We start from the raw sequence: 23587 nt of genomic DNA on the forward strand, positions 1-23587 counted from the left end.
GCGTTTAGCCCGTATTGAATTAAAAGACCACTTACAAAGGTCAGGCATTGACTGTTTGCGAAATTAGTAAGCATTCTTCTGACTCAGCACTCGGTACTCGATACTCAGCACTGTAAATATTAATTGGCTTTACCAGAACGGAGAATATGGGTTCCCTTTTATACTCTTCATCGCCAGCAGCGAATACATACCCCATGTCGGAATTATTCTTGCGTCATCGTCTACAGGTAGTAGAGGAATTGTGGGAGTCGGTTCTTCGGCAAGAATGCGGACAAAAAATGGTAGATCTATTGCGTCAATTGCGCGATTTGTGTTCTCCTGAAGGACAAGCTACCCATGACCAGGCTTCCTCCGCAGTCGAATTGATTGAACAATTAAATATCAACGAGGCCATTCGTGCTGCTCGTGCCTTTGCTCTGTATTTTCAGTTAATTAACATCATTGAGCAGGAATACGAACAAAAGCAGCAACTTACTCGCTATTCTGATACAAACGGTACAGATCAGGTAAATCTCGCCAATATTATTTATTCAACCAACCAACGAGAAGATGACCTACCAGTTACCAAGTCATTAGGATCAGACTCACCACAAAGTTGGACAGACACCACGCCAATTCAACAAAAGGGTACATTTGCCGCTTTATTTCCGCTGTTATTCAAACTGAATGTTCCACCCCAGCAAATTCAACGCCTCATTTCTCAACTGGATATCCGCTTAGTCTTCACTGCACACCCCACGGAAATTGTCCGTCATACTATCCGCGATAAACAGCGGCAGGTAGTTGACCTTTTACAACACCTAGATAGCTTAGAAAATCGCTCTGGGGGCTATCCTTGGGAGGCAGCCGAGGTGAGAGAGCGATTGATGGAAGAAATTCGTCTGTGGTGGCGGACAGATGAGCTACATCAATTTAAGCCCACGGTTTTAGATGAGGTAGATTATGCTCTGCACTACTTCCAAGAAGTGTTATTTGATGGCATTCCGCAGTTGTATAAACGCCTCAAATATTCTCTAGCACAAACATTTCCTTGGCTAGAACCACCAAGTACAAATTTCTGCTCCTTTGGTTCTTGGGTAGGTTCAGACCGAGATGGAAATCCGTCGGTGACACCGGAAGTTACTTGGAAGACTGCTTGTTATCAGCGGAAAATGGTCTTAGAGCGATATATTCAGTCGGTGACGCAACTGATTGAGTTATTGAGTGTGTCCATGCACTGGAGTGATGTATTACCAGATTTGCTGGAATCTCTAGAGTTAGATCAATCAACGATGAGTGATGTCTATGATGCTTTAGCTCTGCGTTATCGCCAAGAACCTTATCGGTTAAAACTGGCTTATGTGTTGAGACGGCTAGAAAATACACGCGATCGCAATTTGGCTTTATATAAACGGGAAACGCCCACAAATGAAGATGCACCAATGTACCGTTCCGGGGCAGAGTTTTTAGCTGAATTGCGATTAATTCACCACAATTTGACTGAAACGGGTTTAGGCTGTCGAGCTTTAGAAACCCTAATTTGTCAAGTGGAAATTTTTGACTTTAACCTCACCCAGCTAGATATTCGCCAAGAATCATCCCGTCATGCTGATGCGCTGAATGAGATTCTTGAATACTTGCAAGTTTTACCCCAACCCTATAACGAACTTTCAGAAGAGCAGAAAGTGGCTTGGTTAACCGGGGAATTACGAACAAGACGGCCATTAATTCCCAGTGAATTGCCATTTTCGGAAAAAACCAACGATGTCATTGAAACTTTCCGGGTTTTGCGATCGCTACAACAAGAATTTGGCATCAACATCTGTCAGACTTACATCATCAGTATGTGCCGCGAAGTCAGCGATGTTTTAGAAGTTTTACTCTTAGCCAAAGAAGCGAGATTATTTGATCCTGCGATCGCAGTAGGATCAATTAGAGTAGTACCGCTATTTGAGACTGTAGAAGACTTACAACGCTCCAGAAGCGTCATGCGGCAACTGTTTGAACTTCCCCTTTATCGCGCCTTCTTAGCAGGTGGCTATGAAGCAATTAAACCCGAAAATTCTTCTCCATCTCCCACCCTCAACCCCAATTTGCAAGAAGTCATGCTGGGGTATTCTGACAGCAACAAAGACTCCGGTTTCTTAAGTAGCAACTGGGAAATTCACAAAGCGCAAAAATCACTCCAGAAAATCGCTGAAGAATACGGCTTACATCTGCGGATTTTTCACGGTAGAGGTGGATCTGTGGGACGGGGTGGTGGCCCAGCTTATGAGGCGATTTTAGCTCAACCAGGTCACAGTATCAACGGCCGCATTAAGATTACCGAACAAGGAGAAGTTTTAGCTTCTAAATATTCCTTGTTGGATTTGGCTTTGTACCACGTAGAAACCATTACCAGTGCGGTTATTCAAGCTAGTTTACTGCGGACTGGATTTGATGATATTGAACCATGGAATGAGATCATGGAAGAGTTGTCAATGCGATCGCGTCAGCATTATCGCGCCCTCATTTACGAACAACCTGATTTTATTGACTTCTTCCACCAAGTCACCCCCATTGAAGAAATCAGCCAACTGCAAATTAGCTCCCGTCCAGCGCGAAGACCATCTGGTAAAAAAGACTTAAGCAGCTTACGAGCCATTCCTTGGGTATTTAGTTGGACACAAACCAGATTTTTGTTACCTTCTTGGTACGGTATCGGCACAGCCTTACAAGAATTTTTAAACGCCGAACCAGAAGAACACCTCAAATTGCTACGCTACTTTTATGTCAAATGGCCTTTCTTCAAAATGGTAATTTCCAAAGCCGAAATGACCTTAGCCAAAGTAGATATTGAAATGGCACGTCATTACGTTGATGAATTATCCAGCCCAGAAGACAAACCCCGGTTTGACAAAGTATTTGAGCAAATTGCCAGCGAATTTTATCTCACCAGAAATTTAGTCTTAAACATCACCGGACACCAGCGACTTTTAGATGGTGATCCAACTTTACAGCGTTCAGTACAGTTAAGAAATGGGACAATTGTACCTTTAGGATTTATCCAAGTTTCTCTACTCAAGCGTCTACGGCAGTACAAAAACACCAGCACCTCTGGAATAATTCACTCCCGTTACAGCAAAGGTGAGTTACTCAGAGGAGCATTGTTAACCATTAACGGTATTGCTGCGGGAATGAGAAATACAGGCTGATGGGTAATTCGTAATTCGTAATTCGTAATTCGTAATTCGTAATTCGTAATTCGTAATTACGGATTCCCACTTAGTAGCTTTGTAGGGTGCGTCAGACTCGATAATTCATCAACAATCAACATAAATTTGACATCTGATGCACCTGACGACTAAACCCGTCATTTTTCAGTTTCGCGTTGCTACCGGTCATTCATTACCTCATTCACCGCCTTTATCGCCTTCCGTAGTTTCCACGCTCGTCGGCGCAATGAAATACAATTCATCGTCCATTTGTTTACCAATGATGTGGCAAAATAAGAAGTGGGACAGATTTGATTTAGTCATTACTAACAAGCAAGTAGAGTACAGCAATGACTCAAGCAAGTGAACTATATTCTCTGTATGAAGTTGATAATGAGAAATGGTTAGTACAAACCTTGAAACTATTAAAAGAAAAACAACTAGAAAATCTCGACTTAGAGCATTTGATTGAGGAATTAGAAGCGGTGAGTCGTCGAGACAGATTAACAGTTGAAAGTTTTCTAGAACAAATTATCAGACATTTATTACTTCTTGAATATTGGCAAGAGCAACATGAATATAACGCCAATCATTGGCAAGCTGAAATTATGAGCTTTAGAAACCAACTCAACGAGTATTTAACTCAAAATCTACGAAATCATTTACAAGAAAACCAATTAAAAGTTTATCAAAAAGCATTAAAATATGTCAAGCAGAAAACAGGTATGATAATTCATTTTCCTGAAGATTGTCCATATACTCTCGAACAATTATTAAATCAAGATTGGCTGCCTTGAAAAGCTGATATTTTAGGGGTGCAGAAGAATAGAGCGAAAGCTGAGATGTTTTAGCTTTTAGAGTTTTGCTAAAATGTAAATGGCTATATAGCCTTTCCCACTCTAGTTAGATACAAAATTACCCCTCCCCAACCCTCCCCTTACCAAGGGGAGGGTGCGCGACAGCGCGGGTGGGGTGTATTTCATGAGCTTGGAAATTGCTATAATTAGATTATTACTGACTCATTACTTACCTTCACTTCTTTATAAACTAAATTCTATATTCTGATTTCGACTGTGGTTTTATATTAATTATTCCTCCCCATTCCCCAACCACCATGAATAAAAAACGCATCCTAATTTGTACTTGTTTAGCTCTATCTTCCGGTTTTTTTGGTGGTTTGATTGGTGTACAAATCACGTCAATGCTCCACAGTCAAAAATGCCAAAACCAAGCTTGGGGTTTTCAACAGATATGTAATGCTTGGGTGACACCAGGGGCAATGTGGCAAGGCAGTACAGCCGGCATTTGGACAGGTACAATATTAGGTGCGTTTGTTGGTGGTTCAATTACACGATCTAATTCGTAATTCGTAATTCGTAATTCGTAATTGGGGAATAGTGAATAGAGGAAATAGGCAGGAAACAGGGTGCAGAGGAGAGGCATTTTTTCCCCTGCTCCCTGCTCCCTGCTCCTTTTCTTCTTCCGAGTCCCCAGTCCCCAGTCCCGAATCCCTATTCCCTTGGAGTCGTGGATGATTGTAACTTACTTAGAGATTGCCAACTGTTTGTACTAGTATCGAAACAGCGCCAATAGCCTTTACGTTCATCTTTATAGCAAAACAAAGTGCGATCGCGATCATCGAAGTTATCAGTTAAAAAATACACCATTCCTCGAAACGGATAAGTTTTCCGACTCAAACGTTTAGCTACAGCGTGATTTGGACATTCAACAATAAAAACTGATTCTCCATTAATTTCAGCTAAAGAAAAAATACACATCCGCAAAATTGCTCTCAGCCAACTTTCAGAATTCTCGAAATAATCGTCGATAATTTTGTTAGTTAGTGCCTGTTCGAGGCTGCGGTCTTTGTCGTGAGGAGAGTTGGCATCAGACATAGCATCACCTAAAAATTGCTATACTGCTGGTTCGAGATTAAACGAAAATTTCCAAAAGTGACAAGTCTGGACTCGCAAAGCTCATCAGTCAAGCAATACAGCCAGAGGTGGCAGCAAGACTGGTAAAGTATACTTAATATTCTTGTGAGCAAATTGCCATGACGACCGAAATTAACCTAGGAGAGCAGACTACCACAGGTGCAGATGCTATTGATGTAGCGATCGCCCAAGGAGTTGATTTTGATGGTTCTCCCATTCCATCAGCTAAATTAGAACTATACACCCAAGTTATGGGACTAGAAGCAGGTAGACAACGTAGTGGCGTATCTAATACCATGCGTTCCCGAATAGTCCGCATTGGTGCAAAACACATTCCCCAAGCAGAACTAGACCAAAAATTAGTAGATGCAGGTTTTGCACCCCTTAAAGAAAAAGAAATTGCCTTCTTCTACGGCGGTAAATAAGATAGGGAAAACTCCCACCGTCTTTACCTCATTTTTCTAAAGTTCTCACCGTCAACACCTGGGGTGGAGTGGAATCGGGTGGATAAATCAAATCTAGCTGCACCATGCGCCTCATTCCAGGTTGTAACACAACTTTTGTCAAAGGTTCCAGAACTTGACCAGTACGATGCCATAAATGCACATAGCGCGTCCTTTGTTCCCCCTGATCATCAGCATAACGCAACCGCACTGTCCCCCGAAAGAAAGGAAAATCTAAGGATGGTTTTCGGAAGCGGACACCACCTTGAGCTAATTTATCGTCTTTTAAAGGTGTTTCTAAAGTCATGGAAACAGTTTGAGCTTTTTCTGTATTATTACTTAAAGGCAAACTGAGATTATATTCCACACCATAATTCCCATGTGCCTCATAAGCGGTGTCGGCATAACGCACCAACATCTTCGCCGTTTGACTTTGTTCAGTACCTAATCTACCAGCCCGCAAAGTAGCTATAGGATAGGAAATCGCCTTACCAGGTTGGGGAATTGTCAAAGTTTGCGTTTCCGGTTTATCCACCAGTTTTGCTTCCCACCGAGAACCTTGAGAAACGCCCGCTACACGACCATAAATCAATTGACCGCCTTTAGCATCTGGTGCTGTAGGAACTTTATCTCTTGGCCCAGCAAAATTACCGTTATTTAATAAAGCTTGCCATTCTGCCAAAGTTGGCGCACGGTCAGAACCATCAGCATTTTTCTTCGCATACATCGCCAAACTAGCTGTATAAACTTTGCCACCGCTACGCAAACGAAAAAAGCTCGACCGACCATTGACAGGTTTTTCTAAATTTCGCACCGGAATAGGATGATTTAACAACATCCGACTTTTTCCCGCAGGAATTACCAATTTAGCCGGAAAATCAGCTTGACGAACTCCTCGCAACACATCAGCTACAGCCCTATTTCCCGGCCCAGAAAAAGCCTTTCCATCATTATTTTCAATGTATGGCGCTAAAGTGACAAAAGGTGCATCTTGCATTAAATAACTCGCACCCTGTAAAACATCGACTGTTACAGATTTTTTACCAGGATTATGCAAAACTATACCCAAATAAAGCGTTTGCAAATCTTTAGGAGTATGGCTATAGTGATGAGCAAATAAATCAAAGCGTCCTTGAAAGGGAAAATTAAGATGTGCTGCGGGAACTGTTTTCCCATTGGGGGGAAATGTAGAAAGTAAAACTCCTTCAGTTTTTACCCATTCCGGGCTATTACTGTTAAAAACAGGTATGGTATCTAATTTCCCAGGTAAAGCCCGCACTTCTCCCGCTTGAATAATTTCTTGGGGTGCTGGTTTAGGTGGAGTTTGGGCATCTGCTACATTTTTGTTATTATCAAAGTATAACTTGCTACAACCAATACTCTGGGTAATAGCCACTCCTGATAGAAGTATGAATAGAGTTACAGGTAGTTTATTTTTTAGCTGTTGAACTGGCATAATGTTTGATTATTCAAAAAGATTTGTTCTTATAGCCTTTCCCACTCTAGTTAGATACAAAATTACCCCTCCCCAACCCTCTCCTTGGTAAAGGGAGGGTGCGCGACAGCGCAGGTGGGGTGTATTTCATGAGCTTGGGAATTGCTATATACTCAAAACGGTTAGGAATTGTACTTTTTATTGATGAAAAAACCGAGTTCTAAGCCTCTCCCCGTTCACGGAGAGAGGTACTCTTCGAGACGCTTCGCGAACGCGTCTATGGAGAGGGGTTCCATATTTGGTTAAACTATGAACCGTTTGCAGTATAAGCATGAATAGTTATGATTACAGGTTCTGATAAATGGATTTCTGACATAAATCAGTTTTTTATAAAAAATCTGGCACATTGACATTTGCCACCATACAATTATCTATAAGTTTAGGATAAATTTAAAGTAACCTTGAATATTCGACTCAGGAGTTAAATTGATGGATATACTCATTGAATCGACAAAGGATTTTGAGAAAGATTTAGAAAGATTTAATGATACGGAGAAGTTTAAAATTATTAAAGAAATGAATCGCCATTTTGAACTTTTATCATCTGAGAACAATTCTTTTTATCAACACAGTGAGCAACTCAGAAACATAAAACTTAATCACTCCTATGATTCAACTATATATTCTTTAAAAATTAATGACCAACAAAGAATAATTCTAACTATTGATGATGATCCAATTTTTGGCTGTATACTTGTTACTTTATTTAGAATAGTTAACATCGAAGATGCACAACAAGCATATAATGCCATTGCAGAATTTATTTATCAAGATTTTACGGTAGATGAAAATCAAGAGGTTAAGGTTACTGCTTTATAATGCCACAAATTAAGCCTCTTCTAGATGAATATGGTGTTATTTATGAAGCCATGCAAATTTTGCCAGAGGAGTTAAAAATAGAGTTTCTCAAAGCTTTAGCAGAACTAGAAGATAATGAATGTCACAGAACTAGAACTTTTCCCAAAACAAGATTACACAAAGTGACTGGTATTAAACAAGCTATCTACCGTGCTGATATTGATAAAATATCAGGTTGGCGGATACATTTACAGTATATTGAGGGAAAAATACATTTAAAAGATATTATCGGTGGTCAACACCATGATAATGTCATTGAAGTGATTAAATTAAAAAAAGATAGATACGATTAATTCAATCGTCTATCCTAGTACATCATTAACTCTCAACGTAAGTTCAGGAAATGCTTGTATATTTAGAATATCACCATGTCGGAAAGTTTTGATTTCACTATAACCATTTGCATTAGGGTAGCGATAAACTGTAATTAGTTGTTCATAAATATCTATTAAACCAAACTTCACAAATACCGCTACTTGCATAAAGAGGAATTTTCAGTTCTCTGTCATATTCAATGCTACTATCTGCAACTTCAACTAATAGCAATATATCCTCTGGTTGTGGGTGTCCAGCTTCATAAAAATCTACACGAGGTTTGAGTAATGCTATATCGGGTTGTGGTTCTGATAGATTATTTAAGATAATGGGATTTTGTACAGACACTATTACCTTTTTAGTAAGTAATTGTGAAAAAAGAAAATTTAAACGGTTTACACAAGTTGCGTGTCTTCTACCAATGGGGGACATTTCAATAATTTCTCCGTTAATAAGTTCTACTCTGTCATCTTCTGTGAGAATACCAGCTTGATTCATTTGGTTGTATTGTGCAACTGTGAAACGTCTTGTCATTAATTGAATAGACATAATTCACTCTCTTGGTTGATGTTCTAAGTTAATTATAGCAATCATCATGGATGTAATTTTTATGTAAGAATTCAGGAGTCAGGAGACGCTACGCAGACCTGCGGTTCAGAATGCTTATGAAATGAAGAATAGAGAGAAGAGAGATTTTATAAAAATCATCAAAATTGACTAAAAAAGCTTTATTCTCCTGACTTTTGTATTCTCTATCCTGAATACTTACATTTTTATTTCACTCAGAGAGGATTGCTATCTTGAGTGTAAGGATTTAGGATACAGAATTTTTGATATAGCAGGGAACTCTGAACAGGGAACAGAAGAGAAAAATATTCTTCATCCTGACTCCTGACTCCTGACTCCTGACTCCTGACTCCTGACTCCTGACTCCTGAATTTACAAATAATCAAAAAATATCTCAGGCACTAACCTTAATTCTCCTGATTTAAATCGAGCAATATCTATCCATAAAGCGCGATGCTTACGATCTGGAGATTCGGAAAAAGTTAAACTTTCGATTTTGTAAAATTTAGGATCTGCAAAATCGCATTGATAAAGTTGAATAATTTCATGTCCTTGTTTACCATTAAAGATAAACAGATTTTCGATACAACTCAAATAGCGAATATTTGTTAAATCAGCTTGGATTTCTTCTTGAAATTCTCTTTCTAAAGCTATAGAACTAGTTTCGCCAAATTCAACACCACCGCCTAAAGCACGATAAAATGTTGATTGTTTGGTAGGGTCATAACCTTCAGAAACAAATATTCTTTCACCGTCTCGAATTAGAGCTAAAACTATGACTCGAATTTGACCTGATTTATTCATGTTTGTAGTTAGTTATTGTAAATTGCATCAGCACGAGTTTCGCTATCTTCGATAGGCCAATCTGGATTTTCTCCACCGATATATAGTTCTTGAATATCAACATATTCCTCACTTAATTGAGTCAGGGCGTTGATTAAGATATCGAGAGAGATAGCATCACTAGTTCCCATATCAAACCAGCAACGCCCCCATTCTCCTTCATACTCAAACTCGCCCATGTTGTGCATCAAAGCGAGAAAGCTTTTGTTATAACCTTGTGGATCATAATCCAGATAGCTGAGTTCTAAACCAGTTTCCTGTACCTGGAGATTTTCAGCATTAAATGCTCCTAATTTACCAAGATAAAACCAAGAATTAAATACTTCTTCTACATATTTTTTTTCCCGTTCAGAGGGAATCATGTTGAATTTCAACCAAATCCAGACATCAAAAGGATTAAACTCACGAAATTGAATGTGCATTTTGGTGATGGGTAATTAGTAAAAGGGTTTCAAAATTAATTACGAACTATTTACTATATAGCGGTTTTGGGTGGGATGCAATATGATCAAAGGACGGGTTTCCCCGCCCCTACAGGCTTTGCAATTGACAACTTCTCACTGAGATGAATACTACTATGACAGATTAGTCAATCGGCTGGCTGCGGTTCTGCGTTCGTGTTCAATTTGTTTGACTAGACTAGCGGGAAGTTGGGATTTTTTGGTTAAAGCTTTATCAAAATGAACTATTGCATCTTTAATCAAATTCTGGCTTTTTTCTTTTTTACCCTTTTCGTGCAATATCTGGGCTTTGAGATAATAGATTTCTGGATTGTCAGTAGTCGATTTTAAGGCTCGATTGACATAATCTAAGGCTTGAGGATATTGTTTCAAATCCCGGTAGGCTAAAGCAATACCCCGATCTACTAAATACCTAGGTGCAGCATTTCTTTCTAACTTTTCAATTGCTTGATCTGGGCTGATAAAAGGCAAATTAACGGCTAACATTAAATTCATATAACCCCGGAGTAAGTTTACCTCTGGATCATTAGGTGCGATCGCTTCGGCTTTATCTAAATACTCATAAACTTTTGTCAAGCGACTCAGGGCTTTTGATACACCATTAACACTCTTGTCACGGGTGATCATGACTGCACCCTCTAAAAAGTTGCCCACACCAGTGTATAAATTACCGCGTAAGGGATCACTAGCAATCAGCTTTTGTCCAGCTTCTAAAGTTTTTTTACTGTACTTATCTAAGCCGGCTAAATCCTGATCGCCATAAGCGAAAGAAGCCTTCATAGCGTAAGCCAGGGGTTCATTTGGTTCCTCAGAGATTGCTTTTTGCAGATGATCTGCGGCTGCTGGGTAATTTCCTTGTTGAAAAATGGCTTTAAAAGCGGCTTCTGTGCGATCGCCAATTTTATGCTGTTCACCACTCCGAAACGGATCACCAGCCCAAGCAGGATTCACCAATAAATTTAGCGCAAAAGTAGTAGCAAAGGTGACTTTAACAAGGTTAGGAAATCGGAAAAACATAATTAATTGAGGAATGAAAAATTGTTTGGACATAAAACGCCTCAGAAGAATTGCGGTTGAAATTGTCTTATCTGTTACTTAAAATGTAAAAAATTGGTAAATTCCAGAAGCATCTATCACCGTCAAAATTTTCTACACAGGTAGACTCTGGTCAATTACTTCGGTTCCCTGACTGGTTGTAGCGATTTTCTCAGCTAAGTCTGCCACAATAGAAAAAAATGCCTGATTATTGCTGCTAAATCAAGTTTTTCTTAATCTACTCCATCAGTTATTCGCTGACTTCTTGCTAATTTTAACAAATGCTCTATCTCAGAAATCTAACTTATCACCCCACAGCTTGCCCAACCGCAATTCTTAAATCTATCAACTTGGAATTACCACCCCAGCAACTAGGTTTGATTATTGGCCCCAGCGGTTCCGGCAAAAGTACCTTACTAGAAATTTTATCTGGACTGGCTGAACCTACCTCCGGTGCAGCTTTTTGGAGAGAACAACAACTGATAGCCGAACAACTACAACAATTAGCCGGAATCGTATTTCAGTTTCCAGAAAGGCACTTTTGCGGTGGTACAATCTTAGAAGAATTACGTTTAGGGCATCCTGAATTAGGTTCAGAGCGAGTTCAACAGGCATTAAGCGAAGTGGGATTAGAGCATTTATCCTTATCTACACCACCCCATGCTTTAAGCGGTGGACAACAAAGACGTTTAGCCTTATCCGTGCAATTGATTCGCCAACCAAATTTATTATTATTAGATGAACCCACCGCCGGTTTAGATTGGTCAATGCGTCGTCAACTAGTAAACTTATTAGCGAAACTCAAAAAAGATTGGACTTTATTAGTTGTAACACACGATGCTGGCGATCTGTTACCAATAGCTGACCGTTGTTGGACACTAAATCATGGTGTATTAACAGCAGTTGACCCCGCAACATTAGAAAATAAAGTGAAAGAAGTAGTAATTCGTAATTCCTAATCTTTTCCAGTTCCTGGGTAATCTCCAATATTAAAATCTGAAAATGAATTTAGAATCTTTACCTGTATCCAGTTTACCAGAAATGGCAGAAATCTGGCAGCAAACACTTAATTGGCAACCAACAACTCAACAGCAAAATCAATTTCAGCAGTTGTATGAATTAATTTTAGAAGGAAATCGCCAACTTAATTTAACTCGTATTACCGAACCTGAAGAATTTTGGGAAAAACATCTTTGGGACTCTTTCAGAGGAATTGCACCAAAACAGCATTTTATTGATTCCCTTCATCAAGATGCATCTGTTATTGATATTGGTACAGGTGCAGGTTTTCCAGGTATACCAATTTCTATTATTTTCCCAAATTCTCAAGTCACCTTATTAGATTCAACTCGCAAAAAAATTAATTTTATTGATATTATATTAAGTAATCTCTCTTTAATTAATGCTAAAACTATTGTTAGCAGAGCAGAAGAAATTGGTCAAGAACCTAAGCATCGTCAAAGCTATGACTTAGCTCTAATTCGTGCCGTGGGAACAGCTTCAGCCTGTGCTGAGTATAGTTTACCTTTAGTAAAAAAAGGCGGTTTAGCTGTCATTTATCGGGGTAGTTGGACTAAAGAAGAAACCGCAAGTCTACAAAATGCGGCTAATCAACTAGGTGGAGTAATTGAATTAATTGAAGAATTTACAACTCCTTTAACTCAAAGCATTCGTCATTGTTTATATTTGCGGAAAGTAGCACACACCCCAGTTCATTTTCCTCGTCCTGTAGGTATACCCAAACAAAAGCCTTTGTAAATAAAACCTGCACCTCTTTTCTTTGCTTCCTTAAAAGGTTAAGGAGGTTTTCAAGTCCAGACAGCAACAGTTGAAACTCCTACCGCATCACCACTATTTGTATTACCAATACTGTATAAGTGATAAAGAGAATAGGAACCAATCACATATTCGCGTAAATTTGTGAGATTTAACTGTAACAGTTGATCTAAGGGATGGATGTAACGGAAAAATTCACGATCTTCATATTCTGCTACTGAACCAAAGGGAGCAAAATTGCAGGTAATAACAAAATCAATTGCATCAACTAACTGATAAATTGTTTGTTCTTGAGAATTAGCAGATGTTAAATAAAATTCTCTATTAGTGGTGTTTGGAGTGGTAGCAAACTCCAAGCCATTTACTATGGTTGGCAAGGTATTAATTAATGTTTGAGTGCTGGATGAAGGAGTAAAGTCTGTATAAATTGGCAATCTCTCCGTGTCAGTTCTAATATCCTCAATAGAACCAATTTGTGGTGAAATTCCCACCCAATTCCCATCATGAGTTTCACCTACAATAATATGAAATTCATCAATTTTTTCTCCAGCTAATAACGGATCAAAATGCATGATTTTATAAACAGCAATGTTTTTACATTGCGATTGCAATGTAGTTTCTAACATTCGACATTTATGAGCAATTTCTTCAGGGTTCAGATTTGCTTCTAAAGCCAAATTGCTGGTGAGATTACTGCTATTAGTAATGACATCTGCCAAAAAATTATCCCATGCAATCGGCTGCATAAATCCCTCTGCTAAAAGCAGCTTATCTATAGTAAATTCTCCTTGATCTTCTACTTTACAAACAAATGTTTTAAAAGGATAACCGCTAGATTCACTCTCATAAATTTCTAAACCGGGTAGCACTACTGCTAAACGATTTACTAATTCATCTGTTGCTAAATTCTGTTCATTCAAATCGAAATCAAATGTTAACGGCTCAAATTCCTCTTCCTCTTCTTCTTCCTCTACCTCAGTAGATAATGAATCTGTTGGCGGCTGATAACTAGGGTTTTCCCTGCGAATAGTTGTTTCGTAAAATTCCAGCGCTTCGGCTTCAGTAGCCAATTCATGGGTTTCAAAAGTGCGTGCATTGAAACCAACACCGTCAGTTGTGATGCTGACTGTACAATCGGCGAGAGTAATCGTCATGATATAGTCGTATTTTCCGTCATCAAACCTGATCGTATGACTAGGCATATTTTTTAAATAAATCAATACTTTTGATACTTTAGCAATAGCATTTTCTCACAGAGAAACAACTATGGCAATCCTAAATAAGATATGAACACCTCTTTTTCTCTACCTCTGCGCTCTCTGCGTCTCTGCGGTATGGCTAACGCCACGCTGCGCGAACGTTTTAAAAATTCCGTCCATAAATCAAATAGGATTGCTATTTGAAGCCCATTTTGATAAATTGTTCATTAGAGGTTGTTTGAAAACTTTTTCGTGTGGGATTTGACACCCGCAGATCCCCCTAAATCCCCCTTAAAAAGGGGGACTTTGAAGAATTTAGCCCCCCTTAAAAAGTTGGGAATCTCGATTAATTCTGATACTTTTCAAACATCCTCTTAAACCTGATAGAATTTCGATCTATTAAATTTAGGCTCTTGAGTAAATAATATGCAAAATCTGAACAAAGAAATCTCATAAGGCTTGCTGTGTAAAAGAGATAAGTCATATTTTTGAATATTATGGTAAAAATTTTTCTCTTTGCCCTGTTAAGAATTCCCTCTTATAGCAATTCCCAAGCTCATGAAATACACCCCACCCGCGCTGTCGCGCACCCTCCCCTTACCAAGGGGAGGGTTGGGGAGGGGTAATTTTGTATCTAACTAGAGTGGGAAAGGCTATATCGACTGGTAATTTAGCATAACAAGTACTGTAGAGCCTAAATTTATAAATATAAAGTAGTTAAAAAGATAGCAATTGCTGCCATCAAAGGACTAATTATACATATCAAAAACATTCCAATACCTAACCATGCGACTCCACCCATTGAACCTGATTCACTTGGTGGGGAATTTCGGTTACTCTGCCATTCAAGTATTAGAGTCAAAAGTATTGCCAAAATTCCGCCAATTATTAACCCTATTAAACCAGCAAAAACTGATAAGATTAACTTCCATATAAAACCCAACTGCACTATACCTAAATAGTTTATTTGGGGTAAAGAGGATATTTGAATAGCTGGTTTTGGAGAGGTAAATGTTTCTGCGGTAGCATAACCATCTAGAATAAAAACACCCGCACAAGCACCCAGTAAAACCAAGAAATGACGACGATTTAAACTCATAAGCTTTTTTGAGCTAAGTTTTTATAAATTTAATCACAGTTTTCACTGTTTTAGATCATAACTGCAAAAATGGATCATTAGTATAAGGTGAGTTAGCAAACCTGTAACCCACCCTAAAGTTATCATTTGACTAGAGAATTTTTTGCAGGTTGATTTATCCGGTTTGGAGATAGTTTCAAAGCAACAATAGGTATTGCAGTCGCTACAATCAAAACAGCAATAGCTAAGATAATAGAGACGGGTTTACCTCCAGACTTCAATAAATCTTTAAAAATGGTTTCTGTGGTTTTAGTTCCGACTTTAACTATTTCCACTATTTCTGATTTTGTGATGTTACTCATGATTTTTTCCGCAGTGTCTAAAAGTTTCGTTGTCTTGTTAGACTGAGTAGGAAGATTTTCTTTTTCTGTTGGTTGTTGAGACATAGGTTTACATTCCTCAAGTGTGTGTTTTTTTTCATGTCTCTATCATCACCCTTCGTCTATACTGAATAGCTAGGATCTAGGTAAATATAGGATTATCTGGATAAGGTTCAAAAATTTCTAGGTAAATCTAGGATAATGTGGGTTTTGGTGTAAAATAAAAACCTACCCTAGCAACTCACGCAGGTGCAAATGGAAGCAGAAAAAGCATTAGAATCTATTCAACAAAAAATATTACAAGTAAAAAGAAAAGCATTTAATAGCATAGAATCAAAAGTTTTTATCCAAATTTGGAAAGGCAAAACTTATGCTGAAATGTTAGGTATTATATATAAATCTAACGATAAGCCATATTCGGAAGTGTATTTTCTTGAAGTAGCTAACAAAAGAATATTTCCGAAAATTAGAACACTTTTAAATAATGACGATATTGATAAATATAATTTTAAAGAAGAAATAGAAATATTTTTGAGAAATAATGATGAAACAGAAAGATTTTCAAGCAATGATAATAAAATTATAGATAGTCCTGAAGATAATCAAAATCCCTTTGTTCCCACAACGGGAAGAATAGAGAAAATAGAAAAGTTTTTTGGTAGAGAAAAAGAAATAAAGCAGATATTTGAACTTATCAATAATTCCAGTAGTGTTGCCATTATTGGTGAACAAGCAATTGGTAAATCATCTTTATTATATGCAGTTTATCAACAATCAATAAATATTTTAAAATCTCCACGTCAAAACGTTTTTATAGATATGAATAATATTCATAATCAAGAAGATTTTTATTTTGCTATATGTGAAAAAATTGATATACCAGATAGTACAGGTTATAGATTTACTAGAAATTCACAAGATAAAAGAGTATTATTAATTTTAGATAATGTTGGTAAATTGAATGGAGAAGGATTTACAAGGGATGTGAGAGATCATTTACGGGGTTTATCTGAGGGTGAAAATGCTTGTTTAAAATTAGTTTTAGCCGCCAATGAATCTTTAAAAACATTATTTAATGATAGTTATCAAATATCCCCGTTAGCAGATATTTGTCAACAAATAGATATTTTCCCTTGGAATGAAATAATTATCCGTAATTTTATTACCAAGCGATTACAATCAACCACAATTGATTTTACAGAAGCAGATATCCAAGAACTGATTCAATCAAGCGGTGGACATCCGCAAAAATTAACCCAAATTTGTTATGATTTGTATAAAAAATATTCTCAAAAAAACAATATTTAAAAATATATTATGACCACAAAATCTCCCGTACCTCGTTTAGATTTAGCGCCTAAATTACGTCGTCCTCTGTCTTTATGGAATCCTTTAGATTATCTGCTGTTGCTGTATTGGGTGTTTTTCTTTCCCCAGGCTTTGCGGTGGTATGTTGATACTTTTGGCGGGGGTTATATTCCTCTAAAAATTAATTTGAGTAAAGGACTAGATATATTAGTCCAAAATTTTGTTCAGCGTCAATTGCTATTACAAGGTGTGGTTTTAACAATTATTACACCCATATTGATTTCTTTATTTCTGCAAGAATTAGGCTTGCGTGTTGACTGGTCTGGTGTGGCGTTCGGTGTGGCGGTAGCTGTGACGTTCAGTGTGGCGATAGCTGTGGCGTTCGGTGTGGCGGAAAGAGTGGTAGTAGCTGTGGCAGGAAGTGTGGCGTTCGGTGTGGCGTTCGGTGTGGTGGGAGGTGTGGTGGGAGGTGTAGCGGTAGCTGTGGCATTTGTTGCGGCATTTGTTGTGGCGGGATTTGTGGCGTTCGGTCTGGCAGAAGATGTGGAGGGAAGTGCGTGGGGATGTGTGGCGTTCGGTATGGTAAGAGGTGTGGCGTTCGGTGTGGTGATAGGTGTGGCGTTCGGTATGGTAAGAGGTGTGGCGTTCGGTGTGGCGTTCGGTGTGGCAGTAGCTGTGGCGGGGGGTGTGGCGACTTTACATCCAGAACACTGGTTATTTGGTTTACCTTTTTACCTGTACTATCTCAGGAATGGGAGTTTTTTACTACCCAAAATTACTATTCTCCCTTTACCTAATTTAGATTCTCGCTTAAAAAAATGGTTATTACATGATTGGGACAATGGCATACATAATGTTAATCAACTATTGGCATATACTATGCAATTTATTCCTGTCGTTAAAGCGGTGAATGAGGTACTGAACACAAAACCACCAGAACAAATAATTTGGTCAATTTCTCAGTTATCTGAAACTACCTATGATTGGAAATTAATACATTTTGCATCTGCCGCTTTAAATGAAGAACTCAAATCAAGAGCGATAGACGGTTTATTTTTCTTACCTTCATCTTGGAAAACAAGATTACAGAATAATTTGAATACAGATACCCGAATAGATACTCCTTCCCGTGCTGTTGCGGCTGGCTTTTGGTATCTTCATAAAAAACGACCATTTAAGGCAGAACAAGCTTTTGCTGTTGTTCGTTCTCTTCTATATGGGGAAGAAATGTATATCCTTGCTCTAACTCTAGCAGCATTTAAAGGCGCTCAGGAATTAAAATCTATTGCTAATCTACAAATATCTACATTCCCCACATCAGGTTTATTACGTCCTCACACTTGGCAAACATTAGATAGATTTGTCAAAGTAATTGAAGATATAAAAATCATTAACCTTAGTGTCTCCCGTGTATCTCGTTCTTCCGCTTTAAATCGTGCATTAGGTGAACTGACAACTATTTTAAATACAGCCAATACCTTACCTAAAGCAGAACAAGAATTAATTATAGATATTGCCAGAAATTGGCAACAACAACTATTACAAATTGCTGGAGAAGTTGGGGAAGTTGTTCTTAATAAACCTGTAAATAATCCTTATGTTATCGGCGACCCTGTAATGGGTAATTTATTTATTGGTAGAGAAGATATTATCAGACAATTAGAGGAACTTTGGCTTAGAGGTATTCAACTCCAATCTGTAGTAATTTATGGACATAGACGCATGGGGAAAACTTCGATTTTACTCAATGCTGCTAACTCTTTAGATGCAAATATTAAAGTTGTTTATGTGAATTTACTAAAATTAGGAGATGTCACCCAAGGAGTAGGTGAAGTATTAATGGCCATTAGTGATGAAATTTCCCAAGTTGTGAATATTGAACCTCCCCATGATGATGATTTATTAAAACTTCCCGAACGGACTTTTAACCGCTATTTTGAAAAAGTAATTACAAATTTATCTAGTGGGTTAGTTATTGCTATAGATGAATTTGAGAAAATAGAAGATTTAATTAAAGCCGGAAAAATTAGCCCAGATTTTATGGGTTTCTTGCGTAGTTTAGTACAAGCAAATTCTCAAATTGCTTTTGCTTTTGCTGGTTTGCATACCTTAGATGAAATGACAGCAGATTATTTTCAACCTTTTTTTGCTAGTGTTCTGCCTATTCGTGTCGGTTTTTTAAGTCGTGGTGCAACCGGTCAAATTCTTGCTAACCCAGCTATTGAAGATTTTTTATTAGACTACACACCAGAAGCACTAGATAAAATTTATGATTTAACTCATGGTCAACCTTATTTAGTGCAGTTGGTAGGTTTTCATTTAGTCCGACTCTATAATGATTTTGTTTTTGAACAAGGAAAACCCCGCGAATCTGTTTTTACACTGGAAGATGTAGAAACAATTGTCAATAAACCAGAGTTTTTCCAAAGAGGTAGTAATTACTTTAATGGTGTTTGGGGTCAATCTGGGGAAAATAATGATAATACTCAACAAGTAATTTTATCTCATCTGGCAAAACATAGCAGAGGATTAACTCTAAATGAATTAATTGAGTTGACGGGAATAGATGAAACTGATTTACAGAATGCTTTAGAAGTTTTAAAACGTCATGATGTGATTGTAGAAAATCAAGGACGCTGGAGAATAATTGTAGAACTATTTCGGCGTTGGGTTGTTAATATGTGAGGACTTAATTCAAATATGGTTGTATATTGCTACTGATAATCAAGTAGTAGCGGATAGAATTATTGACCTTTATAACATTACAGAAAACCCATAGCCCGCCTGGGAATGAATTCCCAGTCTAATAGCAAAAGTCATCTGAAGATGACTAAAAATCCCCATAAATCTATAGTTTACTTTAGTAAACTTTGGCTGTTAGCCCTGAAATTCATTTCTGGGCGGGTGGTAAGCAAACAGATAAGCCATTTTGAGTATGAATCATCTCTAAAAATCCTAAAATAACATTTAAATACTATCAGGATCTACACCCAAAGCCTTTAACTTTTCTGCCAATAATTGAGCGCGTTCTTCTGCTATTTTTGCACGTTCATCACCAGTTAGTAAAACATTACCATTTTGATCACACCAACGCAACCAAGAATCATTTCTACCTTCAAATTCTCCAGTCCATAAAGTTACTCCTAAACCAATATCTTCTAACCAGTTATTTGTAGTTTCTATATAACGTCTACCCTGGATAGAATAAATTCTGAGAGTCTCTTCTCCTAAATTTTGATGTGGGTCATAGACAATATAGTAAGAAACTCGCATTTTTTCATAAATTTGCAACTTTTTATCTAGTTCTGCACCTTCTCGATTTGATACAATTTCAATAACAACTTCTGGTGATTTACCAAATTTCCAAACTAGATAACAACGATTTTGTTTTTCCCACCAGTTTTCAGGAGTTTGCACATCAAAACTAACAAATACATCAGGAACTATCGCAGGTTCACCATAAGTATGATAAACACCAACATTAGCTTCAGCTAAAAAAACTTGATTTTGTAAAGAACTGTAAAGAGAACCGACTAAAAGGCGTTGTTGTTTGGCAGATGCAAGATTATCTACAGGTGTATCATCTTCAGTGACTAGCAGGTTGGCATCTGGTACATCACAATTATCAATTTCACTATTGATTAGAAGTTGCTCAATCATGATTGTATCCACTAGTTGAGATATGGAGATTATAACACTTTAGATGAGACTTTAATAACAATCTAAACTTAAACTAAACCCTGGTAATATCTCTTCACCTAATAATTCTGTAGGCAAATTTCGCAATTCTACATCTTGTCCTAAACGATAAATTTCTACTTGTTGCTGTTGAGGATTTATCAACCATCCCAGTTTTACTCCTGCATCCATATATTCTTGCATTTTCTGATGCAGAGTTTTTAAATCATCTGTTGCTGACCTTAATTCAATGACAAAATCTGGTGCAATGGGGGGAAATTTGCGTTTTTGTTCAGGAGTAAGTGCTTCCCAACGTTCTTTTTTAATCCAAGCTGCATCGGGAGAACGGTCGCCACTATTTGGTAGTTTAAATATAGTGGAAGAACTAAAAGTATAACCGAGTCCTGTTTGACGATTCCAAACACCTAAATCAATAATTAAATTAGCTTCTCTATTACCGCTTTCTCCTCCCACTGGGGGCATAATAATTAATTCTCCGTTCGATGTACGTTCAAATTTTAAATCGCTGTTTTTTTGACATAGTTGATAAAACTGTTCATCGGTAAAATCAACTGTGTTTAAGTTTAGTTTCAAAAGTTGCTCAATCATGATCAATTCTATCCACTACTTGAGAAATGGAGTTTTCAGCACTATTATAAATATAACAATTTAATTTCCAAGTAGCAAATCAATCCAGATAATTCTATGCAAGTTGAGGTTAATACAAATGACACAGGAATTAATTGATCTAAGAAATAGCATTTTACAAGGAAATTACGCTGATGCTTTGGCGATTGTCGATGAATTAGAGGGAATGAGTAAAAAAGCGAACTTCAGACAAATTAAAGCATTTTTGAAAATTTTACTAATTCATTTAATTAAAAATCAAATAGAACAAAGATTAACAAATTTCTGGGCTGCTTCTATCCGTAACTCAATTAGAGAAATTCAAGAAATCAATCTTAAAGAAAATAAAAAATCTTATTACATCAATCAAGATGAATGGGAAAATTTAATAGAAGAGGAAGTAATTGAAGATGCGATCGCTGATGCTAGTTTAGAAGTAATGAATGGTAAATATAGTCAGTTTCAATTATCTGAGTTAATAGATAGAACAGCATTAATTACAAATGCTTTAAAATTCTTGCACCTCACTTATTCTCATTCAGCGAAACAATTACCAACAGTAATTATACAAAACTGTTATCAGTTACCAGGAGGGGAAAATTGGGGTTAGAAAATAGGCTATAGGGAGTATAGGGCGGGGTTTCCCCGCCCCTACGGTTAACCGAAATGTTTGATGATTGCGTCGGCAAATTCAGAACACTTTAATGGTTCTACAGGTGGTTCCATTAACCGCGCTAGGTCGTAGGTGACTTGAGAATTTGCGATCGCATCCCCCAATCCTTTTTTAACCAAATCTGCGGCTTCTTGCCAACCCATAAATTCCAGCATCATCACACCGGAAAGTATTACAGAACCGGGATTAATTCTGTCTAACCCCGCGTGTTTGGGTGCAGTACCGTGGGTAGCTTCAAAAATGGCGCAGGAGTCGCCAATATTCGCCCCTGGCCCCATGCCTAAACCGCCAACGATAGCCGCAGCAGCATCGGACAAATAATCACCATTGAGGTTCATTGTCGCCAGAATAGAATACTCATCTGGACGGGTTTGGATTTGTTGGAAAATACTATCAGCAATCCGGTCATTGACCATGATTTTCTCTTTCCATTTGCCGTTTCCGTGGCTTTCCCAAATGGTGTTAAGAGTTGTTTCCACTTCCTTGACAATTTGCGCTTTCTTCTCTGGAGTCAGGGAATCAAAGCCAGGATCAATCATTCTGGCATTTTCTTCTAAGGAGAGATTGGCGTTTTTCTCCTTGTTACCTAAAATCCAAGATTCCCGTTCTGTCACCGTTTCGTTCCGGAATTCGCTGGTGGCTAATTCATAACCCCAATCACGAAAAGCGCCTTCGGTGTATTTCATAATATTGCCTTTATGCACCAAGGTCACTTGTTGCTTGTTTTTGGGCAATAACAAAGCGTGTTTGATGGCACGACGGACAAGACGCTGAGAACCGGTTTTGCTGATGGGTTTGATGCCAATTCCCGCATCCAGGGGAATTTGCTTTTTACCATGTTCTGGGGTAGCGGGTATCAATTCCTCATTTAGGAACTTGATCAAGCGATCGCCTATTTCACTGCCCTGCTTCCATTCTATCCCCAAATAAATATCTTCCGTATTTTCCCGATATATGATTACATCCAGTTTTTCCGGGGTTTTGTGTGGAGATGGAGTACCAGCGTAATATCGGCAAGGACGCACGCAAGTATAAAGGTCAAAAATTTGTCGTAGTGCCACATTTAAAGAACGAATCCCCCCACCTACCGGAGTAGTTAAAGGGCCTTTGATAGCAACGCCATATTCTTCAATAGCTGTTAATGTATCTTGGGGTAAATACTGGTAAGTCCCGTATAAATCACAAGCTTCATCACCAGCATAAACCCTAAACCAGCTAATTTTTCGTTGGCCTTTGTATGCCTTGGCTACCGCAGCATCAAGCACTTTTTCGGTTGCTGGCCAAATATCTATACCCGTCCCATCACCTTGAATAAAAGGGATAATAGGATTTTCAGGGACAACTGGTTCACCATTTTTGAAGGTAATTTTTGCTCCAGTTGTCGGGGGGGTAATCTTGTCGTACATAGTTAACACACTCCAAATAGAAGAATTTCCAGGAGTTTAGGAGTTCAGAAGTTCAGAAGTTTATGGAATACATTTATCTTCAAAACTCCTCCATTGTGATAGGGAGTATCTTGGCAGTATGACTCCTAATTTGTCACGCAAACTATAGCCATACTCCTGTATTCTGAACTCCTGCAACTCACTCTTTATGCCTGAGGCGCAGATTATCCCCAGCTTTAACTGATACAGTATTGATAGCTCAGGTGTAGGTTTCAGTTAAGCGATCGCTATTTTGTACGGTCAAAAATAGTAAACTACATTTCGCTATCTGTGCTTCATTTTGTAGAATGCCCAATAGC

Annotated in this window: 23 protein-coding genes and 1 pseudogene; 11 read left to right on the forward strand and 13 right to left on the reverse strand. The window is 38.0% G+C overall.

The window, feature by feature from the left end; translation table 11 throughout:
* Nucleotides 1-40: 40 nt before the first annotated feature.
* Nucleotides 41-196, reverse strand: coding sequence for a hypothetical protein (locus ACOWPH_RS26960; RefSeq protein ID WP_190645506.1), 156 nt, complete (start codon nt 194-196; stop codon nt 41-43).
* Here ACOWPH_RS26960 and ppc point away from each other — a divergent pair.
* From ppc to ACOWPH_RS26975, 3 genes are all read left to right on the forward strand, one after another.
* On the forward strand, nt 147-3173 hold the full coding sequence (gene ppc / locus ACOWPH_RS26965) for a phosphoenolpyruvate carboxylase (RefSeq protein WP_015213188.1): 3027 nt from the start codon (nt 147-149) through the stop codon (nt 3171-3173). The two genes, ACOWPH_RS26960 and ppc, sit on opposite strands and share 50 nt — an antisense overlap.
* Before the next feature lie 350 nt (nt 3174-3523).
* Nucleotides 3524-3970, forward strand: coding sequence for a DUF29 domain-containing protein (locus tag ACOWPH_RS26970; protein ID WP_015213189.1), 447 nt, complete (start codon nt 3524-3526; stop codon nt 3968-3970).
* A gap of 317 nt (nt 3971-4287) precedes the next feature.
* A complete protein-coding gene (locus ACOWPH_RS26975) occupies nt 4288-4539 on the forward strand; it encodes a hypothetical protein (protein ID WP_015213190.1) in 252 nt (83 codons plus the stop codon).
* Between the two features lie 145 nt (nt 4540-4684).
* Here ACOWPH_RS26975 and ACOWPH_RS26980 read toward each other — a convergent pair whose 3' ends face one another.
* A complete protein-coding gene (locus ACOWPH_RS26980; RefSeq protein WP_015213191.1) occupies nt 4685-5068 on the reverse strand; it encodes a hypothetical protein in 384 nt (127 codons plus the stop codon).
* A 158-nt stretch (nt 5069-5226) separates the two neighbouring features.
* On the opposite strand from ACOWPH_RS26980, the gene ACOWPH_RS26985 reads away from it, so the two are divergent.
* Nucleotides 5227-5532, forward strand: coding sequence for a small RNA NsiR4-regulated ssr1528 family protein (locus tag ACOWPH_RS26985; protein WP_015213192.1), 306 nt, complete (start codon nt 5227-5229; stop codon nt 5530-5532).
* Nucleotides 5533-5560: 28 nt separating this feature from the next.
* Here ACOWPH_RS26985 and ACOWPH_RS26990 read toward each other — a convergent pair whose 3' ends face one another.
* A complete protein-coding gene (locus ACOWPH_RS26990; RefSeq protein ID WP_015213193.1) occupies nt 5561-7006 on the reverse strand; it encodes a DUF3370 domain-containing protein in 1446 nt (481 codons plus the stop codon).
* Nucleotides 7007-7474: 468 nt separating this feature from the next.
* Here ACOWPH_RS26990 and ACOWPH_RS26995 point away from each other — a divergent pair, with 468 nt between their 5' ends.
* Both ACOWPH_RS26995 and ACOWPH_RS27000 read left to right on the forward strand, forming a co-directional pair.
* Nucleotides 7475-7864, forward strand: coding sequence for a hypothetical protein (locus ACOWPH_RS26995; RefSeq protein ID WP_015213194.1), 390 nt, complete (start codon nt 7475-7477; stop codon nt 7862-7864).
* On the forward strand, nt 7864-8196 hold the full coding sequence (locus ACOWPH_RS27000; RefSeq protein WP_015213195.1) for a hypothetical protein: 333 nt from the start codon (nt 7864-7866) through the stop codon (nt 8194-8196). Before ACOWPH_RS26995 ends, ACOWPH_RS27000 begins: the two co-directional genes overlap by 1 nt.
* Before the next feature lie 9 nt (nt 8197-8205).
* Here ACOWPH_RS27000 and ACOWPH_RS27005 read toward each other — a convergent pair.
* From ACOWPH_RS27005 to ACOWPH_RS27020, 4 genes and pseudogenes are all read right to left on the reverse strand, one after another.
* Nucleotides 8206-8767 (reverse strand): annotated as a pseudogene (locus ACOWPH_RS27005) (Uma2 family endonuclease).
* Between the two features lie 390 nt (nt 8768-9157).
* Nucleotides 9158-9589 (reverse strand): NUDIX hydrolase, encoded by a 432-nt coding sequence (locus tag ACOWPH_RS27010; protein WP_015213197.1) that lies wholly within the window; start codon nt 9587-9589, stop codon nt 9158-9160.
* Nucleotides 9590-9597: 8 nt separating this feature from the next.
* Nucleotides 9598-10050, reverse strand: coding sequence for a DUF3531 family protein (locus ACOWPH_RS27015; RefSeq protein WP_015213198.1), 453 nt, complete (start codon nt 10048-10050; stop codon nt 9598-9600).
* 153 nt (nt 10051-10203) lie between these two features.
* Nucleotides 10204-11139 carry a Sll0314/Alr1548 family TPR repeat-containing protein gene (locus ACOWPH_RS27020; RefSeq protein ID WP_015213199.1) on the reverse strand — a complete coding sequence of 312 codons (936 nt, stop codon included), beginning with the start codon at nt 11137-11139 and terminating at the stop codon, nt 10204-10206.
* Nucleotides 11140-11405: 266 nt separating this feature from the next.
* On the opposite strand from ACOWPH_RS27020, the gene ACOWPH_RS27025 reads away from it, so the two are divergent.
* Together ACOWPH_RS27025 and rsmG are read left to right on the forward strand one after the other, a co-directional pair.
* On the forward strand, nt 11406-12083 hold the full coding sequence (locus ACOWPH_RS27025) for an ABC transporter ATP-binding protein (protein WP_015213200.1): 678 nt from the start codon (nt 11406-11408) through the stop codon (nt 12081-12083).
* A 43-nt stretch (nt 12084-12126) separates the two neighbouring features.
* Nucleotides 12127-12882 (forward strand): 16S rRNA (guanine(527)-N(7))-methyltransferase RsmG, encoded by a 756-nt coding sequence (gene rsmG / locus ACOWPH_RS27030; RefSeq protein ID WP_015213201.1) that lies wholly within the window; start codon nt 12127-12129, stop codon nt 12880-12882.
* Between the two features lie 50 nt (nt 12883-12932).
* Here the strand turns inward: rsmG and ACOWPH_RS27035 are convergent, their stop codons facing one another.
* From ACOWPH_RS27035 to ACOWPH_RS27045, 3 genes are all read right to left on the reverse strand, one after another.
* Nucleotides 12933-14102 (reverse strand): nuclease A inhibitor family protein, encoded by a 1170-nt coding sequence (locus ACOWPH_RS27035; protein WP_015213202.1) that lies wholly within the window; start codon nt 14100-14102, stop codon nt 12933-12935.
* 697 nt (nt 14103-14799) lie between these two features.
* The gene (locus ACOWPH_RS27040) at nt 14800-15198 is read right to left on the reverse strand and encodes a hypothetical protein (protein ID WP_015213203.1); all 399 of its coding nucleotides are present in this window, start codon (nt 15196-15198) and stop codon (nt 14800-14802) included.
* 122 nt (nt 15199-15320) lie between these two features.
* Nucleotides 15321-15623 (reverse strand): hypothetical protein, encoded by a 303-nt coding sequence (locus ACOWPH_RS27045; protein WP_015213204.1) that lies wholly within the window; start codon nt 15621-15623, stop codon nt 15321-15323.
* Between the two features lie 189 nt (nt 15624-15812).
* Between ACOWPH_RS27045 and ACOWPH_RS27050 the strand changes: the two genes are divergently transcribed.
* Nucleotides 15813-16865 (forward strand): ATP-binding protein, encoded by a 1053-nt coding sequence (locus tag ACOWPH_RS27050; RefSeq protein WP_015213205.1) that lies wholly within the window; start codon nt 15813-15815, stop codon nt 16863-16865.
* Nucleotides 16866-16874: 9 nt separating this feature from the next.
* Nucleotides 16875-19550 carry an AAA family ATPase gene (locus ACOWPH_RS27055; protein ID WP_015213206.1) on the forward strand — a complete coding sequence of 892 codons (2676 nt, stop codon included), beginning with the start codon at nt 16875-16877 and terminating at the stop codon, nt 19548-19550.
* Between the two features lie 282 nt (nt 19551-19832).
* On the opposite strand, the gene ACOWPH_RS27060 is transcribed toward ACOWPH_RS27055, so the two are convergent.
* Both ACOWPH_RS27060 and ACOWPH_RS27065 read right to left on the reverse strand, forming a co-directional pair.
* The gene (locus ACOWPH_RS27060; protein WP_015213207.1) at nt 19833-20525 is read right to left on the reverse strand and encodes a Uma2 family endonuclease; all 693 of its coding nucleotides are present in this window, start codon (nt 20523-20525) and stop codon (nt 19833-19835) included.
* A gap of 51 nt (nt 20526-20576) precedes the next feature.
* Nucleotides 20577-21152 (reverse strand): Uma2 family endonuclease, encoded by a 576-nt coding sequence (locus ACOWPH_RS27065; protein WP_015213208.1) that lies wholly within the window; start codon nt 21150-21152, stop codon nt 20577-20579.
* 118 nt (nt 21153-21270) lie between these two features.
* Between ACOWPH_RS27065 and ACOWPH_RS27070 the strand changes: the two genes are divergently transcribed.
* Nucleotides 21271-21780, forward strand: a complete 510-nt coding sequence (locus tag ACOWPH_RS27070) for a DUF29 family protein (protein WP_015213209.1) — start codon at nt 21271-21273, stop codon at nt 21778-21780.
* A gap of 47 nt (nt 21781-21827) precedes the next feature.
* On the opposite strand, the gene ACOWPH_RS27075 is transcribed toward ACOWPH_RS27070, so the two are convergent.
* Entirely contained in the window at nt 21828-23249 is a 1422-nt protein-coding gene (locus ACOWPH_RS27075; RefSeq protein WP_015213210.1) for an NADP-dependent isocitrate dehydrogenase, read from the reverse strand.
* Nucleotides 23250-23587 lie beyond the last annotated feature (338 nt).

The organism is Anabaena sp. PCC 7938 (assembly GCF_049315035.1).
Taxonomy (GTDB): Bacteria; Cyanobacteriota; Cyanobacteriia; order Cyanobacteriales; family Nostocaceae; genus Anabaena; species Anabaena cylindrica.

Coding starts and splice junctions, on each gene's coding strand:
- rsmG (WP_015213201.1), top strand. CDS start 12,127: ATGAATTTAGAATCTTTACCTGTATCCAGTTTACCAGAAATGGCAGAA.
- ACOWPH_RS27040 (WP_015213203.1), bottom strand. CDS start 15,198: ATGAGTTTAAATCGTCGTCATTTCTTGGTTTTACTGGGTGCTTGTGCG.
- ACOWPH_RS27035 (WP_015213202.1), bottom strand. CDS start 14,102: ATGCCTAGTCATACGATCAGGTTTGATGACGGAAAATACGACTATATC.
- ACOWPH_RS26990 (WP_015213193.1), bottom strand. CDS start 7,006: ATGCCAGTTCAACAGCTAAAAAATAAACTACCTGTAACTCTATTCATA.
- ACOWPH_RS27070 (WP_015213209.1), top strand. CDS start 21,271: ATGACACAGGAATTAATTGATCTAAGAAATAGCATTTTACAAGGAAAT.
- ACOWPH_RS27045 (WP_015213204.1), bottom strand. CDS start 15,623: ATGTCTCAACAACCAACAGAAAAAGAAAATCTTCCTACTCAGTCTAAC.
- ACOWPH_RS27050 (WP_015213205.1), top strand. CDS start 15,813: ATGGAAGCAGAAAAAGCATTAGAATCTATTCAACAAAAAATATTACAA.
- ACOWPH_RS27065 (WP_015213208.1), bottom strand. CDS start 21,152: ATGATTGAGCAACTTTTGAAACTAAACTTAAACACAGTTGATTTTACC.
- ACOWPH_RS27015 (WP_015213198.1), bottom strand. CDS start 10,050: ATGCACATTCAATTTCGTGAGTTTAATCCTTTTGATGTCTGGATTTGG.
- ACOWPH_RS27010 (WP_015213197.1), bottom strand. CDS start 9,589: ATGAATAAATCAGGTCAAATTCGAGTCATAGTTTTAGCTCTAATTCGA.
- ACOWPH_RS27060 (WP_015213207.1), bottom strand. CDS start 20,525: ATGATTGAGCAACTTCTAATCAATAGTGAAATTGATAATTGTGATGTA.
- ACOWPH_RS26985 (WP_015213192.1), top strand. CDS start 5,227: ATGACGACCGAAATTAACCTAGGAGAGCAGACTACCACAGGTGCAGAT.
- ACOWPH_RS26975 (WP_015213190.1), top strand. CDS start 4,288: ATGAATAAAAAACGCATCCTAATTTGTACTTGTTTAGCTCTATCTTCC.
- ACOWPH_RS27075 (WP_015213210.1), bottom strand. CDS start 23,249: ATGTACGACAAGATTACCCCCCCGACAACTGGAGCAAAAATTACCTTC.
- ACOWPH_RS27020 (WP_015213199.1), bottom strand. CDS start 11,139: ATGTCCAAACAATTTTTCATTCCTCAATTAATTATGTTTTTCCGATTT.
- ACOWPH_RS27000 (WP_015213195.1), top strand. CDS start 7,864: ATGCCACAAATTAAGCCTCTTCTAGATGAATATGGTGTTATTTATGAA.
- ACOWPH_RS26995 (WP_015213194.1), top strand. CDS start 7,475: ATGGATATACTCATTGAATCGACAAAGGATTTTGAGAAAGATTTAGAA.
- ACOWPH_RS27055 (WP_015213206.1), top strand. CDS start 16,875: ATGACCACAAAATCTCCCGTACCTCGTTTAGATTTAGCGCCTAAATTA.
- ACOWPH_RS26970 (WP_015213189.1), top strand. CDS start 3,524: ATGACTCAAGCAAGTGAACTATATTCTCTGTATGAAGTTGATAATGAG.
- ACOWPH_RS26960 (WP_190645506.1), bottom strand. CDS start 196: ATGGGGTATGTATTCGCTGCTGGCGATGAAGAGTATAAAAGGGAACCC.
- ACOWPH_RS26980 (WP_015213191.1), bottom strand. CDS start 5,068: ATGTCTGATGCCAACTCTCCTCACGACAAAGACCGCAGCCTCGAACAG.
- ppc (WP_015213188.1), top strand. CDS start 147: ATGGGTTCCCTTTTATACTCTTCATCGCCAGCAGCGAATACATACCCC.
- ACOWPH_RS27025 (WP_015213200.1), top strand. CDS start 11,406: ATGCTCTATCTCAGAAATCTAACTTATCACCCCACAGCTTGCCCAACC.